The sequence below is a fragment of the Streptomyces sp. NBC_00273 genome, from assembly GCF_036178145.1.
GTDB lineage: Bacteria > Actinomycetota > Actinomycetes > Streptomycetales > Streptomycetaceae > Streptomyces.
The window spans coordinates 2,002,127-2,018,912 of sequence record NZ_CP108067.1; the positions used below are offsets into that span (position 1 = coordinate 2,002,127).

The following is a 16,786-nucleotide window of genomic DNA, read 5'->3' on the forward strand; positions in this document are numbered from 1 at the left end:
GGGCCGGTCAGGCGCTCTCCAGCGGATGGCCCCCGTCCGACGGCTGCGGCTGCAGGTCCGGGTCCGGGACCGCGTTGGGGTCGGACGGGTTGTAAGGGGCGTACAGGTCGGACGGGGTGTCCGGGTTGTAGGGATCGACGGGGGCGGCGGGGTCGGCGGGCAGCGGACCCGATCCGTCGGGCTCCGGGGGAAGCAGCCCCAGCTCACCGGGGTCCAGCGGCGGCAGGCCGGCCAGGGGGTCCGCGGGATCGGCGGACGGCGGCCGCTGCTGCGGCTGCTCCGGTTGCTGCGGCCGGGTGGACGGGTTCGACGGCGCGCCCGGCTTCCGCGGCAGGTTCCCGCCGGGCGGGTTCTGCGCGGCCTGCGGGTCTTGCGGGCAGTCCGTCGCCCCGGGAGCCGGTGCCGCGGGGACGTTCGGTGAGGCCGGTGAGGCTGGTGAGGCCTGGTTCGGCGGGCAGGGGTCGCCGGACGCGGACCCCGGCGGGTTGACGGGCCCGTCCGGGATGCCGGCGGACGGGTCGTAGGCGGGCAGTACCTTCGGGGTCCGGTCCTGCGCGCCGTCGTCGCCCCGCTTGCGCTCGATCCACGTGTTGTCGGCGATGTTGACGATCACCAGGTTGTTGATCACGTGGGTGGTCGGTTCGATGACGACGACCTGGTTGACCTGGTAGCCGCTCCACGGGTCGCCCTTGTGCACCGGGGATCCCTTGGCGGTGCGCGGGGAGGCCAGCGGGTTTCCGCAGCCGCAGCGGACCCGGGGCATGCCGTGCTCGTCCACGAGGACGGCGGTGCCGGCCTGGAGGACGGACTGGAAGCCGTCGGCGGCTCCGTCGCGGAAGGCGTGGTTGGTGACCCGGGTGTCGGCGCGCAGGACGACGGGCGTCAGGCCGCGCAGGAATTCGGGGATCTTCCCCACGTCGATGTTCGACGCTTCGGCGAAGGCCTGGGCCTTGTCCTTGTCGTCGGTCAGGAAGCGGACCTGCTGCTCCACGTCGCAGCTGCCGAGCCGCTGCGTGCCTCCGTACAGGCCGGGGGTGGCCGCGTTGACGGTCCGGATGCCCTGGCCCGTCGGATTGGGCAGCGGGGGCTGTACCGGGGCGGACTCGGCGGTGGCCGAGGAGGCCGTGAAGGGGTCGGGGCCGGCGGAGGCCACGGGCTGGAGGTAGACCTCCTGGCTCTCGGCTCCGGGGGCGCCCGCCGGCGGCTCGGGACTGCCGCACGCTGCGGCGAGGAGGCCGAGGAGGGCGAAGAGGGCGGCTCCGGCGGGTGCATGACGACGCGATGCCTGACGCGGTGTCGGAAGTGACGATCCGTTCACTTGATTCTCCCTGTTCGCCCCGGTTGCTCCCCTCTTGTCTGCCGCATCCCCGCGGGAGCCGCAACCGGAGAGCGTCTTGAACATGTTCAAGGAACGCCGTAGGCTCACCCGTGTGGATTGAACGCGTTCAAAGCGTTCGGCCGCGGCATTGGGGGGAGTCCAGGGTGACGGTGCTGGTGAACATGATCGTGACCCTGGGCATGCTCCACGTCGTCCCGGCCGGCCTGCGGCTCATCGACCCGGCCCGGCTCCTGCGCACGGCCCGCTTCTGGCCGCTCGCCGCCGCACCCGGAGCCCTGTGCCTGTGGCTGCCCCGCGGAACGCCCGCCACCGCGCTCGCCGCACTGTACGCGGCGGCCTGTCTGGCGCTCGCCGCCCGGGCCCCCGTCCGACTGCTGCGCGCCCGCTCCCTGACCCCGCCCGCGATCGCCGTCGCCACCGCCCTGGTCTCGCCGTCGATCGCCGCCACCGCCCTGGTCGCCGAGCGCGCCGGGTACCGGCTCTTCGGTTTCGACCTCGACATCCTGGCGCTGACGGTGCCCCACTTCCACTTCGCCGGGTTCGCCGCCGCCCTGGTCGCCGGGCTGGTGTGCCGCGCCGTGGGCGGCCGCGCCGGGACCGGCGGCCTCGCGCGCTGGGCCGCGTACAGCGTCCCGGCGGGCACCCTGCTCGTCCTCCTCGGCTACTTCGTCGACGACTGGGCCGAGCTGCTGGGCGCGGTGGTCCTGACCGGCGGGATGTGGGCCGTGGCCCTGCTCACCTGGCGGGAGGTCCGGCCCGCCGGCGCGGACCGGACCACACGGACCCTGCTCGCCACCTCGGCGGCCGTGCTCGTGGCCACCATGCTGCTCGCCCTGTGGTGGGCGGTCGGCGAGGCCACGGGGATCACCCACCCCACGCTGACCTGGATGGCCGCCACCCACGGCCTCGGCAACGCCCTCGGGTTCGCCCTGTGCTCGGTGCTCGCCTGGCGCCGGCTCGCCACCGACGCGCGAACCGCCGACCGCCCGGACCACCGACCGGGTGCCACCACCACCGGCCTCCCGGACCGCCGACCACGCACCGCCAGCAGCAGCACCAGCGACCGAATGGAGACCTCGCCATGACCCGCCTCATCAGCGCCGGCCGGGACACCGTCAACTACCCCGACCGGGGCGCGACGGCCCACCGGCCGCTGCCCGCCGGATACAACCACCTGCACCACCGCGCCCGCCTCGGACACGGCCGGGCCGTCTTCGAGGCCGCCGGAACCGCGGTCACCACCTTCCAGGCCCACCGGACCTCGGGAATGCGCGTGCGGTCCGATGCGGGCGCGGTCCGGCCCGGCAGCCGGGTGGTCGTCGGCATCGGCCTCGGGCCGCTGCGGATCGATGCTCCGTGCGAGGTGATCTGGACCGCGTACGAGCCCACCCGCATCGGTTTCGCCTACGGAACCCTGGCCGGGCACCCCGAGTGCGGGGAGGAGTCCTTCCTCGTGGACATGGACCCCGACGGCACGGTGTGGTTCACGGTCACCGCCTTCAGCCACCCGAACACCTGGTACACCCGCCTCGCCGGCCCGGTGGTCCCCTTCCTCCAGCTGCGCTACGCCCGCTGGCTCGGCCACCACCTGCGCAAGCTGGCCGCCACCGGCTGACCGAGCCGATACTGGAGGCGATGGACTGGTTCACGGCGCCCGGATACTGGCTCGCCCGGCTGGTCTTCCAGCGGGCCCTGGCCGGGGTCTACCTCGTCGCCTTCCTCGGGGCCGCCCTGCAGTTCCGGGCCCTGATCGGGGCGCACGGCATGACGCCCGTACCGCGCTACGTACGGTACGTGCCCTTCCGGCGCGCCCCGAGCCTGTTCCAACTGCGCTACTCGGACCGGCTCTTCGCCGGCTGCGCCTGGACCGGTGCGGCACTGGCGGCGGCACTGGCCGCCGGGGCCGGGGACGAGGTGCCGCTGGCCGCGGCCATGGCGACGTGGGCCGTGCTGTGGCTGCTCTACCTCTCGATCGTGAACGTGGGCCAGACCTGGTACTCCTTCGGCTGGGAGTCGCTCCTGCTGGAGGTGGGCTTCCTCGCCGTCTTCCTCGGCAACGCGCGGGCCGGTCCGCCCGTGCTGGTGCTGTGGCTGCTGCGCTGGGTGCTCTTCCGCGTGGAATTCGGGGCCGGGCTGATCAAGATGCGCGGGGACCCCTGCTGGCGCAAGCTGACCTGCCTGTACTTCCACCACGAGACGCAGCCCATGGCCGGGCCGCTGAGCTGGTTCTTCCACCACCTGCCGAAGCCGCTGCACCGGGTGGAGTGCGCGGCCAACCACGTGACCCAACTGATCGTCCCGGTGCTCCTGTTCACCCTGCAGCCGGTGGCCTCGTACGCCGCCGGGATCGTCATCGCGACGCAGCTGTGGCTGGTGCTCTCCGGCAATTTCGCCTGGCTGAACTGGCTGACGATCACGCTGGCCGTCTCGGCCGTGGACTTCACCGGGCTCGCGGGCGCTCCCCCGGCGGCCGCCTCGCGCACGGGTCCCGTGTGGTTCGTGGTCCTGGTGTGCGCGGTGACCGTTCTCGTCCTGTTCCTCAGCCGGCACCCGGTGCTCAACATGGTCTCGCGCCGCCAGGTGATGAACCGCTCCTTCGACGCGCTGCACCTGGTCAACACTTACGGGGCCTTCGGCTCGGTCGGCCGGGTCCGGATGGAAGTGGCGGTGGAGGGCACCGCGGACCGGGTGCCGCGCACGGACGGGGACTGGCGCGAGTACGGGTTCAGGGGCAAGCCGGGGGAACCGGGTCGCCTTCCGCGCCAGTTCGCCCCGTACCACCTGCGGCTCGACTGGCTGATGTGGTTCGCCGCCATCTCCCCCGACTACGCGCGGGACTGGTTCGGGCCGTTCGTGGAGCGGTTGCTGGCGGGCGACCGGGACACGTTGCGGCTGCTGCGCGACAACCCGTTCCCGGACGACCCGCCCCGCCACGTCCGCGCCCTGCTGTACCGCTACCGGTTCACCACCTGGCGGGAGCTGCGCGAGACGGGGGCCTGGTGGCACCGCACGCTCGTGCGCGAGTACCTCCCGCCGACCCGGCTCGCGGACGCACGCCGCTCAGAGCCCGAGTAGTGCGGCCTCCCGCTCCGCGGAGATGCCCTTGGCCGGCACGTCGGGGCGCTGCGGGGCGGCTCCGCCGAGCGCGCGCAGCCAGGCCCAGGTGTCGGCCACGGTCTCCTCGACCGGCCGGCACGTCAGGCCGGCCGCCAGCGCCTTGGAGACGTCGCCGCGGTGCATGTGGTTGTAGGCCTCGCCCTCGGGGACCCAGACCGGGAGCTCGGTCCAGGGCTGCACGCCCGCCTCCAGGAGCCGGTCCGGGTCGGTCCAGCGCAGTTCGGCGCCGCCCCCGGTGGTGGTGGCGCAGGCGTCGAGGAGTCCGCCCATCGTGGCGTGCCCGGACGGGGAGACCAGGTTGTACGCGCCCGAGCGCCCCGCCGCGGCGGCGTCCAGGGTCCAGTGCGCGAGGTCGCGTACGTCGATGTACTGGATCGGGAGGTCCCGCGGTCCCGGGGCGAGCACCGGGCCGCCGCGGGCGGTGCGGTCCAGCCACCACGGCAGTCGGCCGACGTTCTCGTACGGGCCGAGGATCAGTCCGGCGCGCACGAGCAGGGCGCGGTCCACGAAGGCGTCCAGGGCGGCGAGTTCGCCGCCCCGCTTGTCCTCGGGGTAGTCGGTCGACCCGGCGTCCGGCGAGCCACCGACCAGAAGGCCGTCCTCGGCCAGGCCGGCCGGGGCGGGGTAGGCGTACACCGAGCGGCTGGAGACGTACGCGTACCGTCCGGCACGGTCGCGCAGCAGGCGGGCGCTGTCGCGCACCGCCGTGGGGGCGCCGCCCCAGGTGTCGACGACCAGGTCCCACTCGCCGGCGGTGAGGGCGGCCAGCCCGTCGGGGGCGGTGCGGTCCCCGTGGAGGGCGGAGGTGCCCGGCGGGGGCGCGTGGTGTCCGCGGTGGAAGACGGTCACCTCCCAGCCCCGGGTCAGGGCGTCCTCGGTGATCGCGCGTCCGACGAATTCGGTACCACCCAGCATCAGCAGTTTCATGGACGCCAGCCTGCCGGGGCGGGCGGAGCGGCGGAAGCGGTGATCGCCGTCGGCGAAGACGCTCAGGGCGTAGCCGGGCGGGGAACCTCACCGGGACCGGGCGGGGAGCCGCGGGCGGGCGGCGAGCCGGGGGGCGGGCAGGAGCCGCTGCGGGCAGGGCAGCGCCCCCGGTGCGCGTGGGCACGGGGGGCGCTTGGCACCGCTGTGCGGACTAGTCGATACCGGGCAGGATGTGCGCTTCCGCCAGGTCGTCCTCGTACCCGGCCAGCCGGATCGGGGCGGATCGGGCCCAGACCTCGAGGCTTCCGAGTTCGTCGGTCCGGGGCTTCGCCCGCGTTCCCGTCCGCTCCATGACCGTCGGTTCGGGCTTTGTCTTCTCAGTCACCGCGCACTCCTTCGTGTCGCGTAACCCGGTAAGCGGACCGCGCGCCGGGCAAGGGATGAAAGGTTTCCGGACGCGGTGGCGCCTTAGTGGAGCGCGGCCCGGATGGGGGCCGTCTTGATGCCCCAGAGTACACATATGAGCGGACCTCCGCTCGATAGGAAGGCAAAATCCGCTGCGCCCTCTTACTTTCGCTCCTAGTTCAGCAAGTCGTGGGTCTGCGGGTACGTGGCGGCTGATCTGCTCGACCCCGGACGTGCAGGGTGTGGCGGAGGGGGTCGGCGGTGGCGGGGTCCAAAGTGTCCGAGGCTCAAGTCCCTTATGTCACAAGCGTGCTGGAGCTGATGGAGCTGTTGCGCGCCGACCCCGACGACCAGGGTCTGCGGACCGCGGCCCTGCTGCGCCGCTCGCACCCCTTCGACAAGGAACTGCAGATCGCGGGCCTGGTGCACCGCCTCGGGCGTTTGCTCCGTCTGAGTGACGGGACGGTTACCGTCGGGGTGGCGGCGGAGTCGATCCGCCCACTGCTGGGCGAGCGGGTGGCCCGGCTGGTACGGCTCCAGTCGCCGGACCGGCCCGCCGGCGCGGACGTCGGACACCACGACGGCGACGGCGACGACGCCGAGGCGGTGGCCACCCTGTGCCAGGCCCGGGACTCCGCCGCCGCGGCCGGCCTGGACGCGGGCGTGCTGGAGGACTGGCAGCCGCTGCTGGAGCTGGTCGCGGCCGGGTCCTGCCGGGCCGCGCGCCCCGGGAACGCACTCGACCCCCTCGGTCCGCCGAAGGGGTCGAGGGGGTCGAGCGTGCCGGACGGGGCCCGGTAGGACTAGGACGGGGAGCGGGCTCCGGGGTTACCAGTTCGCCGGGGCGTAGTCCTTGAGGAAGACGCCGAACAGGTCCTCGCCGGACTCGCCGCGCACGATCGGGTCGTAGACCCGGGCCGCGCCGTCGACCAGGTCGAGCGGGGCGTGGAAGCCCTCCTCGGCAAGGCGCAGCTTGTCGAAGTGCGGGCGCTCGTCGGTGATCCAGCCGGTGTCGACCGAGGTCATCAGGATGCGGTCGGTCTGGAACATCTCCTGACCGCTGGTCCGCGTCACCATGTTCATCGCGGCCTTGGCGGCATTGGTGTTCGGGTGCCCCGCGCCCTTGTAGCCGCGGCTGAAGACGCCTTCCATCGCCGAGACGTTGACGATGTACGCCCGCCCGTTGGCCGCCTTCCGGGCCGCGTCCGCCATGGCCGGCCGAAGCGCGCTGATCAGGATGAACGGCGACGTGTAGTTGCACAGCTGGGTCTCGAGCAGCTCCACCGGGGAGATCTGGTCGATGGTCTGCACCCAGGTGTTGCTGTCGACGACGTCGGGCAGCAGACCGCCCGCGTCGATGGCCGTGCCGGCGAGGTGCCGCTCGAGGCTGGCGTTGCCCGCGACCAGGGCGAGGTCGGCGACCTTCTGCGCCTCGAGGCCGCTCACTCCGACGGGCAGGGCCGCCAGGCCGTCGACCGCGCCGGAGTTGAAGGCGCCGATGACGTGGTGGGCGGGGAGCTCACCGGCGGGCAGCGGGGCGGCCTCCCCCTCGACGAGCGCCGCGTAGGCGCTGGGCAGGCGGCGCACGGTCTGCGTCGCGTTGTTGATCAGGATGTCGAGCGGACCGGCCGCGGACACCTGGTCGGCGAGGGCCACCGACTGGGCCGGGTCGCGCAGGTCGATGCCGACGACCTCCAGGCGGTGCATCCAGTCCGCGGAGTCCTCCATCGCCTTGAAGCGGCGGATGGCGTCCTTGGGGAAGCGCGTGGTGATCGTGGTGTGGGCGCCGTCGCGCAGCAGCCGCAGCGCGATGTACATGCCGATCTTGGCCCGGCCGCCGGTGAGCAGCGCGCGCTTGCCGGTCAGGTCGGCGCGGGCCTCCCGCCTGGTCCGGTTCTCGACGGCGCACCCCGGGCAGAGCTGGTGGTAGAAGTAGTCGACCTCGACGTACCGCGTCTTGCAGACGTAGCAGGAGCGCGGGCGCTGGAGTATCCCGGCGATCCGGCCGGCCTCCGTGACCGAGGAGGGCAGGATGCCCTCGGTCTCGTCGTCGATGCGCTCGGCGGAGCCGGTGGCGGTGGCCTCGGTGACGGCCTTGTCGTTGGCGGTCTTGGCGGCGCGGCGCTCCTGGCGGCGGCGCTGCTTGACCGTCCGGTAGAGGCCGGCGGTGGCGCGGCGTACGGTGATCGCGTCGGGGTGGTCGACGTCGAGCTTGTCCAGCTCGTCGAGCACGCTGAGGCAGAGGGCCAGCCGGTCGGGGTCGATGCCGGGCCCGTAGGCGGGCTCGGAGTCGTGGCCGTAGTGCTGGCTGTCTTCGGTCACCGTCATTGCCGCTGCCGTTCCTTGATCACTCGTCCGCATCCGCCTGCTGCGGAAGTCCTCAAAAGGGCAACTGTACGGATCCCACGCGCCCGGAGCCAAACCCGCTCCCGATACCCTCACCCACCGCGAGCGGGACGTCACCGTATGCGGCGGACCGGTGGCGTCGGAGCCCTGGCGGGGGTCGCTTTCCGCTGCCCGAGGGGCCACGCTGCGTACTCCCGTACTACGTCGGGAGTATGACTGATCACCACCTGTGGACGGAGGAATAGCGCAGGTGGGTCGGGCATTGTGGAGCTTATGAGTGCACTGGCGCTGTCGGTCCTGCTCTGCCTCGTGTCCGCCCTGGCGTACGCGGGTGGCGCGATCGTTCAGGAACGGGTCGCGGCGAGCACGCCGGACCGCCGGTACGCTCCGCTGCGCCGGGGCGTGTGGTGGGTGGCGGTGGGGCTGAACGGCCTCGGTGCGCTGTTGCACGTGGTGGCCCTCGCGTACGGGCCGCTGAGTCTGGTCCAGCCGCTGGGCGCCCTGACCATCGTCTTCGCCCTGCCGATGGCCGCCGTCTTCGTACGGCGCCGGGCGGGCGCGGCCGCCTGGCGCGGGGCGGTGCTGGCCACGGTCGGCCTGGCCGGGCTGCTGGCTCTGACCGGCGGGAGCGGACGGGCCGAGCCGGCGCTGGCGGGGGACGAGCGGCGCCTGCTGCTCGTGGTGACCGCCGGCGCGGTGCTGGTGCTGTTCCTGGCGGCGCACCGGATGCACCGGGCGGTGCTGCACAGCGTGCTCCTGGCCTCGGCCGCCGGTACCGCCTTCGGCATGGCCTCCGTGTTCACCAAGTCGGTGGCCGAGGACTTCCGGCCGGGCGCGCTGCCCGGTCTGTGGCCGGACCTCGCGGCGATCGCGGTCCTGGCGGCCGGCGGGCTGCTCTTGTCGCAGGCGGCCTACCGGGGCGCCGGGCTGACCGCGCCGCTGGCCACGGTGACGGTGGTGAACCCGGTGGTGGCGGCGACGGTCGGCATCATGCTGTTCGACGAGGGCTTCCGGTACGGGGCCGCGGGCGCGACGGCGGCCGTGGCCAGCGCCGCGCTCGCGGCGGCCGGCCTGATCCTGCTCACCGTCGTGCCCTCGCACGTGCGCGGGTCAGATGCGGACCCCGTGGCCACGGAGGTACTTGAGCGGGTCGATGTCGGAGCCGTAGCCGGGTCCCGTGCGCATCTCGAAGTGCAGGTGCGGGCCCGTGGTGTTGCCAGTCGAGCCGGAGCGGCCGATGCGCTGGCCTCCGGAGACCTGCTGGCCGGCCTTGACGCCGAGGGCGGAGAGGTGGGCGTACTGGGAGTACCGGCCGTCGGTGTGCCGGATGACGACCTGGTAGCCGTAGGCCCCGGCCCAGCCGGCGGAGACGATCTGGCCGGGTCCCACCGACTTGACGGCGGTGCCGGTCGCCACCGGAAAGTCGACGCCCGTGTGGTAGCCGCTGGACCAGGAGGAACCCGAGACGCGGTAGGCGGTGCCGAGGGCCGCGTCGACGGGGGCGGAGAATCCGCCGGCATCCGGCTTCTGCTGCGCTGAGGCGGGCTCCGGCGCGGGCTTTTCGACCGGCTTCTCGGCCGGCTTCTCGACGGGCTTCTCGGCCGGCTTGGGCGCGGGCTTCTCGGCCGGCTTCTCGGCCGGCTTCTCGGCCGGCTTCTCGGCGGCCGGCTCCCCGGGGGTCACCGGGTCGGCGGTCCGCGGCGGCTTCTCGGGGTCCTGCCTCGGCGGCGGCGGCAGGGCCGGACCCGTGGTGACCCGAAGGGTGAGCCGCTGGCCCGGGAAGATCAGGTTCGGGTTGCCGCCGATGGTGGTCCGGTTGGTCTCGTACAGCGCCTGCCAGCCGCCCTCGACGTGCTGGTCGGTGGCGATCGCGGAGAGCGAGTCGCCGGGCGCGACGACGTACGGGTTGGGCAGGACGGAGGTCCCCGTCGGGCGCGGTCCGCCGCCCTGCTCCGGGGTCGTCCGCGCCACGGGGGCCTGTCCCTGCGTCAGGCTCTGCTTCTGCGCCTGCGTCTGGGTCTTGTTCTGGGTCTGGCTCTTGGTCTGGCTCTTGGTCTGCGGGGTGACGGCGGGCGCCGGGCCGCTGCGCGTGAGTCCGGCCTGCTTCCCGCAGTTGGGCCAGGCGCCGGGCCCCTGACCCCCCAGGACCTTCTCCGCGACCGCAATCTGCTGGTCCTTGGTGGCCAGGTCGGCGCGCGGGGCGTAGGCGGTGCCGCCGAAGGCCCGCCAGGTGCTCTGGCTGAACTGGAGGCCGCCGTAGTACCCGTTGCCGGTGTTGATGCGCCAGTTGTTCGTCGACTCGCAGGAAGCGACCTTGTCCCAGGTGTCCACGGAGGCCGCGTGGGCGACTCCGGCCCCGATGAGCGGGAGCGCGATCCCCGCCCCGCCGGCGGTGACGGCCAGTGAGGCACGGTTGATGCTGCTCGGCTGATACCGGCGGTGCCGGCCCCGTACACCCATGGGAGCCCCCCCTCGAAGACATCAGGAACCGCACAACTTAACGTCACGATCAGAGCGTGACAAGAGGCGCAACGGGGCGCACGCCGAGGGAACTTGACTGTACCTCCATGAGTAAAAGATCCACGGGGGTCCCTGCGGGGGGTAGCTTCGGTGCTCCCCGCCCACCGAAGGCACACCGAAGCAAGCAGGAGCGCACCGATGAGCACCAGCACAGCCCAGATCGGCGTCACCGGACTCGCTGTCATGGGCAGCAACCTCGCCCGCAACTTCGCCCGCAACGGATTCACCGTGGCCGTCCACAACCGCACCGCGGCCAAGGCCACCGCGCTGGTCGAGGAGTTCGGGCACGAGGGCGCCTTCGTGGCGGCCGGGTCGGCGAAGGAGTTCGTCGACGCGCTGGAGCGCCCCCGGCGCATCGTCATCATGGTGAAGGCCGGGGAGCCGACCGATGCCGTGATCCGCGAGTTCGTCCCGCTCCTGGAGGAGGGCGACGTCATCATCGACGGCGGCAACGCGCACTTCGAGGACACCCGGCGCCGCGAGCGGGAACTGCGCGAGCGCGGCCTCCACTTCGTGGGTGTGGGCATCTCCGGCGGCGAGGAGGGCGCGCTGCTGGGCCCGAGCATCATGCCGGGCGGCTCGACGACGTCGTACGCCTCCCTCGGGCCGCTGCTGGAGAAGATCTCCGCGAAGGCCGCCGACGGCACGCCGTGCACCTCGCACGTGGGGCCCGACGGCGCCGGACACTTCGTCAAGATGGTGCACAACGGCATCGAGTACGCCGACATGCAGCTCATAGCCGAGGCCTACCACCTGCTGCGCGAGGTCGCGGGCTACTCCCCCGCGAAGATCGCGGAGACCTTCCGGGCCTGGAACCGGGGGCGCCTGGACTCGTACCTGATCGAGATCACGGCGGAGGTGCTCGCCCACACGGACGCCGCGACCGGGCGCCCGTACGTCGACGTCGTGGCCGACGCCGCCGAGCAGAAGGGGACCGGCCGCTGGACCGTGCAGATCGCCCTCGACCTCGGGGTCCCGGTGTCGGGGATCGCCGAGGCGGTCTTCGCCCGCGCGGTCTCGGGCCACGCGGACCTGCGCGACGCCGCGCGCGGGCTGGCGGGCCCGACCGCTGCCGTGCTCGCACCGGAGGCCGCGGAGGCCTTCGCTGCCGATGTGGAGCAGGCGCTGTACGCGTCGAAGATCGTCTCGTACACCCAGGGCTTCCACCAGATCCGGGCCGGCAGCGAGGAGTACGGCTGGAACGTGGACCTGGGCGCCGTGGCTTCGCTGTGGCGCGGCGGCTGCATCATCCGGGCCGCGTTCCTGGACCGGATCCGGGCGGCGTACGACGCGCGGCCGCAGCTGCCGAGCCTGCTGGCGGACGCACACTTCGCCGAGGAGATCGCGGCCGCCCAGGACGGCTGGCGGTCCGTCCTGGTGGCGGCGGTGCGCCAGGGCATCCCGGTTCCCGCCTTCGCGGCCTCACTGGCCTACTACGACGCGCTGCGCGCGGAGCGGCTGCCCGCGGCCCTCACCCAGGGGCAGCGGGACTTCTTCGGAGCGCACACCTACCGTCGGACCGACCGCGAGGGCTCGTTCCACACCCACTGGAGCGGCGACCGCTCCGAGGTCCGCACGTCGTAGCCGCTCGCCGCACTAGCTGAGGGGCCCGGGCTGAGGGATCGGCGCGGGCCCCGGCGGCGCGGGGACCGGGTCCGGCTCGGGCACCGGGGCGGGCACGGGCGGCACGGGCCGGGGAATGGGCTCGGGATCGGGGAAGGGGCCCGGCCCCGGGACGGGCGGCTGCGTTCCTTCTACATCTCGCTTTCGCACCATACGGCCCACCTTCCCGCGATTCCGGCCGATATGCCTGCCCTACGCGGCCGAGCGCATCGCCAGGCCCGCGGCCAGGCCCGGAGCCGGGCTGGAGAGCACCGGGAGCGGGCTCGTGGCCAGGTCCGCGGCCCCGACCATGGAGGCCTGGGCCAACACGATGACGTCCGCGCCGGTGACGGAGTCGGCGGCCGCGGCGACGCGGGCGAGGTAGCCGGCGGTGTCCCCGACCTCGAAGCGGTCCCAGGCGCCGGCGACCAGGTGCGTTTCGATCGACACGGGCCGTTCACCGGCCTCCTCGGCCAGCAGTTCGCAGGTCGGGGCGAGGGTCGACTCCAGGGCGGCCAGTACGGCGATCCGCGTCCCCGCCCGGACCGCGGCGGCCGCCATCGGCCGGTCCACCCGGAGTACCGGGACGCCGAGCGCCGGAGCCAGCAGCTCCGCGGTCGCCCCGATGGTCGAGCAGGTGACCAGCACGGGCGACCCCGTGTGCGGGAGCAGCAGCCCCCGGAGGGCCGGAGCCACCGACTCCGGCCCTTCGGCGCGGGCCCGGTCCAGCAGCTCCGGCACCACCAGGTGCCCGAGGACGGCCCCCGGATGGTTCCGGTCGCGCAGGGCGTCGAAGACCGGGACGTGCACGGGCGAGGTGTGCAGCAGGAGCAGATCGGTCACACGAGGTCGGGGGACGCGGCGAGCTGCGCCTTGGCCGCCCGTACGACCTCGGCGGCCGGCTCGGGCGCCTCGTCGGGGTGTTTGGCAGCCCAGCTCGCCGCATACGGGCAGAGCGGCACCACGGGCACCCCCTCGGCAGCGGCGATCCCGTAGAAGGTCCTCACCAGCCCGCCCGCGATACCGCGGCCCTCGTGCCCCTGCTCGACGATGGTGTGCACCGCGACAAGGGCGTGGGGCGCGTCGGCGAGCACGAAGTACGCGATGTGGCCGACCACCGCCCCGTCCTCGACGGCGAGCAGCCGTCCGGCCTCACGGTCGTCCTGGAACTCGATCGACATGATCCCCGACTCCCCTCAGACAGCCACAGCGTGCGGGCTGCGCCGCTGGTCCGTACCCGGCACCGGAGCGGACGGGTCCGCACCCAGCTCGACGATCCGGTTGTCACCGTCCACGTGCACGACGCGGGGCTCGAACGCCCGGGCCTCGGCATCCTCGACCTGCGCGTAGCTGATGAGGATGACCAGGTCCCCGGGGTGCACCAGGTGGGCGGCGGCGCCGTTGATCCCGATCACCCCGGACCCGCGCTCCCCTTCGATGACGTAGGTCTCCAGCCGCGCCCCGTTGGTGATGTCCACGATGTGGACGAGCTCTCCGGGCAGCAGATCGGCCGCGTCCAGCAGGTCGGCGTCGACGGTGACGGAGCCGACGTAGTGCAGGTCGGCCTGGGTGACGGTAGCCCGGTGGATCTTGGACTTGAACATGGTGCGCATCATGTAGTAACTCCCGAAATGTCTGCTCCCTGCCTGCTTTCCGCAGGTCAAGGGCGATGCCCGGAGCCTACAACGATCCGCAAGTCCGGTCAGCTTTCCCCAGGTCTTTCAGGACTCGCGCTGACTGATTGCTGACTCTTCTGGCGCATCATCGGGCAGCGCGGGGACTGCTCGGACCGAGGTGCTCGTGATCACAGACAGCTAACAGGCGTCTTCATCGAGAACACAGTGAAGACGGCAAGGGATTCAGCGGAAGTCGGCGCCTCGCGCACGTCGCAGCCCCACACGCCGCGGGCGATCGACGGCGACGACGACCTGGCCGGCGTGGCCGCTCGGGTCGCGAACCGGCTCCACGGCCCCCTGACCCAGATCCATGCGGCGCCGGAACGGGTCCTGGGCCGCGGTTGCAGCAGCCGGCCGTGTTGACTCTGCTGGAGCGGTTCGGGTCACCGGCCCGGATACACAAGGCCGGCAGACGGTGACCGGTCGCCCTGCTGCGGCCGCAGCGCCGTGCGCGACACCCTGCGACGCGGGGTCATGGGCATAGGCGAGTGTGTGCCCGTTGAAGTCGGTCTCCGAGGCCAACTGTCCGGTGGAGTCATAGCCGTAGCGCCAGGTGAGGCCCTGGGCGTTGGTGACCTCGGTCAGGCGGAGCTCGGAGTCGTGCCGGAAATCGTGCCGGACACCATCGGGTGCGGTGCGGGCCGCGGGAAGGTCGAAGTGGGTGTACTCGACGGTCGTGGTCCGACCCAGCGGGTCCGTCTCGGCAAGGACGCGGTCGTAGGCGTCGTAGGCGAACGAGGACGACATGTAGCCGTCCGGTCCGATGGTTTCCACGACGCAGCCGGCGCCGTCGTACACGTACCGGAAGGTCGAGCCGTTGCGGGTCGGTCCACGAGGTGATGCGGTCGGCGTCGTCGTAGGTGAAGCGGAGCGGCAGGCCGCAGGAGTTGGTGACGGCGTTCGGGTTGCCTCGCTCGTCGCAGTTGTACGCCAGAACGGTGACGGTCCCGACGGAGTGCGCGGCAGGAGCGACTCGATGCGCCCCCGGCCGGTGACGGCCTGCGCCTGGTAGCCGCCGTCATGGCTGACCGTGGCGGGTGCGTCGGCGCTCTGCCGGCTGTAGGTGATGCCGTTGCCGTTGCGGTCGTCGATCTCGGTGAGCCAGTACGCCGGCGAGGCGTTGTACGGGCTGCCCGTGAAGTACCGCGCGGTGCCGGTGTGCGGGTCGGTTGTCCGGTACGTCGTGTGCGCGGAGCCCCGGCGTAGGCTCACCGATGCGGACCGCCGGGCGCTGTCGCTGCCCGGCTCAGGGCCTGCAGCGCCGTGACCCCGGCCAGCGCAAGTGTGGTGGGTGCGGCCGCCAGCAGCCGGGCGGGCAGGGAGACCTGCTCGGCCCAGGTACCGCGGCTGGTGGCGACCTGTGCGGACATCGCCACCCCGAGGTGGCGGGGAGTTGGGGCCCGACTTCCCCTGCGCAGGTTTTCCAGTCCACCGGGTTCAGGCTGCTGGCGACGGTACGGATCAGTACTTCGCCGACTCCTGGAGTGGGCTGGGGAACCTCCCGGACGGACAGGACTTCGGGCCCGCCGTGACGAGCGATCTGGATCGCGTACATGGCGACCTCCTATGCGAGGGGAGTGGACAGGGAATCAGGTGACCGAAGCTTCGTGTGCGGCGTCCTTCACCGACGTCCGTGTCCGGGGCAGGACGAGATGGGTCAGGGCCAGTCCGATCAGGCTCAGTACCGCGCCCGCCAGGCCGGTCCACCGCAGAGCGCCGGCGGCGACGATCGCGCCGCCGATGACCGAGCCCGCTGCGGCCCCGAGGTTGAAGGCACCCACGTTGACGGAGACCGCCAAATTGGGGGCGGCGCCCGCGTGGTGCAGGATCAGTCCCTGCAGCGGGGCGATGGTCGCGGTGGCGAGCAGGCCGAGTACCAGGACCGCGGCCACCGCGGTGGGCTGCCACACCACGGCGAACGGGACGAGCAAGAGCGTCCCGGCCAGCCCGCCGAAGACCCCGCGTACGGTGGCGCTCATCGACTTGTCGGTCAGCTTTCCGGCCGTGAGGTTGCCGAGGAAGCTGCCCGCGCCGTAGGCGAGCAGCAGACCGGAGACCGCCTCGGCGGAGAAGCCGGAGACGCGGGTCAGCAGCGGGGCGATGTAGGTGAACACCGTGGCGACGCCGGAGAAGCCCACCGCGGTGGTGGCGATGGCGAGCATGACCGGCCGACGTGCCACTACGCGTATCTCTTCGCGCAGTCGCGTGGACGGTGCTTCCTGCCGGGGCAGTACGGCGGCAAGCAGCACGGTGCCCACCAGGGACAGAACCGTCAGCACGGCGAACGGAGCCCGCCATCCGGCGCCCTGCCCGAGCAGTGACCCCAGGGGTACTCCGAGGAGCGTGGCCACGGTGAAGCCGGAGGCGACGGTGGCGATGGCCGAGCCCGTCTTCTCGGCCGGGACCACCCGGGTCGCCGTCACCAGCGCCAGGGCCAGGAACGCGGCGTGACTGAGCGAGGAGACCACGCGGCCCACCAGGAGCAGGCCGAACGACGGCGCCACGGCGCTGATCGCACTGCCCGCCGCGAACAGCAGCATCAGGCCGATGGCGAGCCCCTTGCGCGGCAGACGCGAGGTCAGCAGGGCCATGAGCGGCCCTCCGATCACGACTCCGAGCGCGTATGCGGTCACCGCTTGTCCGGCGGTGCCCACAGAGACATCCAGATCAGCGCCGACCTGGGGCAACAGTCCGGCGATCAGGTACTCCGAAGTACCCACGACAAAGACGCTCGCGCACAACGCGGCGAGCGTCGCGAAACCCTTGTTCACCTTCATGCCGCAGACGCTAAAGTCTCACATCGGTATGAGAGTCAAGTCGAACGGGCAAAGCCCGCGCGACCATCAGGAGGTCC

Annotated in this window: 15 protein-coding genes and 2 pseudogenes; 7 read left to right on the top strand and 10 right to left on the bottom strand. The window is 72.6% G+C overall.

What is annotated here, in order from left to right; genetic code table 11:
• Positions 1 to 7: 7 nt before the first annotated feature.
• The gene (locus tag OG386_RS08570) at positions 8 to 1,318 is read right to left on the bottom strand and encodes a DUF6777 domain-containing protein (protein WP_328787565.1); all 1,311 of its coding nucleotides are present in this window, start codon (positions 1,316 to 1,318) and stop codon (positions 8 to 10) included.
• Between the two features lie 164 nt (positions 1,319 to 1,482).
• Between OG386_RS08570 and OG386_RS08575 the strand changes: the two genes are divergently transcribed.
• Genes OG386_RS08575 through OG386_RS08585 form a run of 3 tightly spaced genes read left to right on the top strand, consistent with a single transcriptional unit; the run spans position 1,483 to position 4,414 of the window.
• Positions 1,483 to 2,424, top strand: coding sequence for a YndJ family protein (locus tag OG386_RS08575; RefSeq protein WP_328787566.1), 942 nt, complete (start codon positions 1,483 to 1,485; stop codon positions 2,422 to 2,424).
• A complete protein-coding gene (locus OG386_RS08580; RefSeq protein WP_328787567.1) occupies positions 2,421 to 2,954 on the top strand; it encodes a DUF1990 family protein in 534 nt (177 codons plus the stop codon). Before OG386_RS08575 ends, OG386_RS08580 begins: the two co-directional genes overlap by 4 nt.
• Before the next feature lie 20 nt (positions 2,955 to 2,974).
• Entirely contained in the window at positions 2,975 to 4,414 is a 1,440-nt protein-coding gene (locus OG386_RS08585) for a lipase maturation factor family protein (protein ID WP_328787568.1), read from the top strand.
• On the opposite strand, the gene OG386_RS08590 is transcribed toward OG386_RS08585, so the two are convergent.
• Together OG386_RS08590 and OG386_RS08595 are read right to left on the bottom strand one after the other, a co-directional pair.
• A complete protein-coding gene (locus OG386_RS08590; RefSeq protein ID WP_328787569.1) occupies positions 4,400 to 5,383 on the bottom strand; it encodes an NAD-dependent epimerase/dehydratase family protein in 984 nt (327 codons plus the stop codon). The genes OG386_RS08585 and OG386_RS08590 overlap by 15 nt on opposite strands.
• Before the next feature lie 211 nt (positions 5,384 to 5,594).
• Positions 5,595 to 5,768 carry a hypothetical protein gene (locus OG386_RS08595; protein WP_162500713.1) on the bottom strand — a complete coding sequence of 58 codons (174 nt, stop codon included), beginning with the start codon at positions 5,766 to 5,768 and terminating at the stop codon, positions 5,595 to 5,597.
• A 329-nt stretch (positions 5,769 to 6,097) separates the two neighbouring features.
• Between OG386_RS08595 and OG386_RS08600 the strand changes: the two genes are divergently transcribed.
• Positions 6,098 to 6,589 carry a hypothetical protein gene (locus tag OG386_RS08600; protein WP_328787570.1) on the top strand — a complete coding sequence of 164 codons (492 nt, stop codon included), beginning with the start codon at positions 6,098 to 6,100 and terminating at the stop codon, positions 6,587 to 6,589.
• A gap of 27 nt (positions 6,590 to 6,616) precedes the next feature.
• Here OG386_RS08600 and OG386_RS08605 read toward each other — a convergent pair whose 3' ends face one another.
• Positions 6,617 to 8,116 carry an SDR family NAD(P)-dependent oxidoreductase gene (locus OG386_RS08605; RefSeq protein ID WP_328787571.1) on the bottom strand — a complete coding sequence of 500 codons (1,500 nt, stop codon included), beginning with the start codon at positions 8,114 to 8,116 and terminating at the stop codon, positions 6,617 to 6,619.
• A 291-nt stretch (positions 8,117 to 8,407) separates the two neighbouring features.
• On the opposite strand from OG386_RS08605, the pseudogene OG386_RS08610 reads away from it, so the two are divergent.
• A pseudogene (locus tag OG386_RS08610) lies at positions 8,408 to 9,220 on the top strand (DMT family transporter); the annotation flags it as partial.
• Between the two features lie 24 nt (positions 9,221 to 9,244).
• On the opposite strand, the gene OG386_RS08615 reads toward OG386_RS08610, so the two are convergent.
• The gene (locus tag OG386_RS08615) at positions 9,245 to 10,594 is read right to left on the bottom strand and encodes a transglycosylase family protein (protein WP_328787572.1); all 1,350 of its coding nucleotides are present in this window, start codon (positions 10,592 to 10,594) and stop codon (positions 9,245 to 9,247) included.
• Between the two features lie 198 nt (positions 10,595 to 10,792).
• Here OG386_RS08615 and gndA point away from each other — a divergent pair, with 198 nt between their 5' ends.
• A complete protein-coding gene (gene gndA, locus OG386_RS08620) occupies positions 10,793 to 12,238 on the top strand; it encodes an NADP-dependent phosphogluconate dehydrogenase (RefSeq protein WP_328787573.1) in 1,446 nt (481 codons plus the stop codon).
• A 231-nt stretch (positions 12,239 to 12,469) separates the two neighbouring features.
• On the opposite strand, the gene OG386_RS08625 is transcribed toward gndA, so the two are convergent.
• From OG386_RS08625 to panD, 3 genes are read right to left on the bottom strand one after another with little or no spacing between them, the layout of a single operon-like run.
• Positions 12,470 to 13,099 carry an aspartate/glutamate racemase family protein gene (locus OG386_RS08625; RefSeq protein WP_328787574.1) on the bottom strand — a complete coding sequence of 210 codons (630 nt, stop codon included), beginning with the start codon at positions 13,097 to 13,099 and terminating at the stop codon, positions 12,470 to 12,472.
• On the bottom strand, positions 13,096 to 13,437 hold the full coding sequence (locus tag OG386_RS08630; RefSeq protein ID WP_328787575.1) for a GNAT family N-acetyltransferase: 342 nt from the start codon (positions 13,435 to 13,437) through the stop codon (positions 13,096 to 13,098). The genes OG386_RS08625 and OG386_RS08630 overlap by 4 nt, the downstream gene beginning before the upstream one ends.
• 15 nt (positions 13,438 to 13,452) lie before the next feature.
• A complete protein-coding gene (gene panD, locus OG386_RS08635) occupies positions 13,453 to 13,872 on the bottom strand; it encodes an aspartate 1-decarboxylase (protein ID WP_328787576.1) in 420 nt (139 codons plus the stop codon).
• Positions 13,873 to 14,175: 303 nt separating this feature from the next.
• Between panD and OG386_RS08640 the strand changes: the two are divergent.
• Positions 14,176 to 14,348: pseudogene (locus OG386_RS08640) on the top strand (IS110 family transposase); the annotation flags it as partial.
• 792 nt (positions 14,349 to 15,140) lie between these two features.
• Here the strand turns inward: OG386_RS08640 and OG386_RS08655 are convergent.
• Entirely contained in the window at positions 15,141 to 15,302 is a 162-nt protein-coding gene (locus tag OG386_RS08655) for a hypothetical protein (protein ID WP_328787577.1), read from the bottom strand.
• 219 nt (positions 15,303 to 15,521) lie between these two features.
• Positions 15,522 to 16,709, bottom strand: coding sequence for an MFS transporter (locus OG386_RS08660; RefSeq protein WP_328787578.1), 1,188 nt, complete (start codon positions 16,707 to 16,709; stop codon positions 15,522 to 15,524).
• Between the last annotated feature and the right edge of the window lie 77 nt (positions 16,710 to 16,786).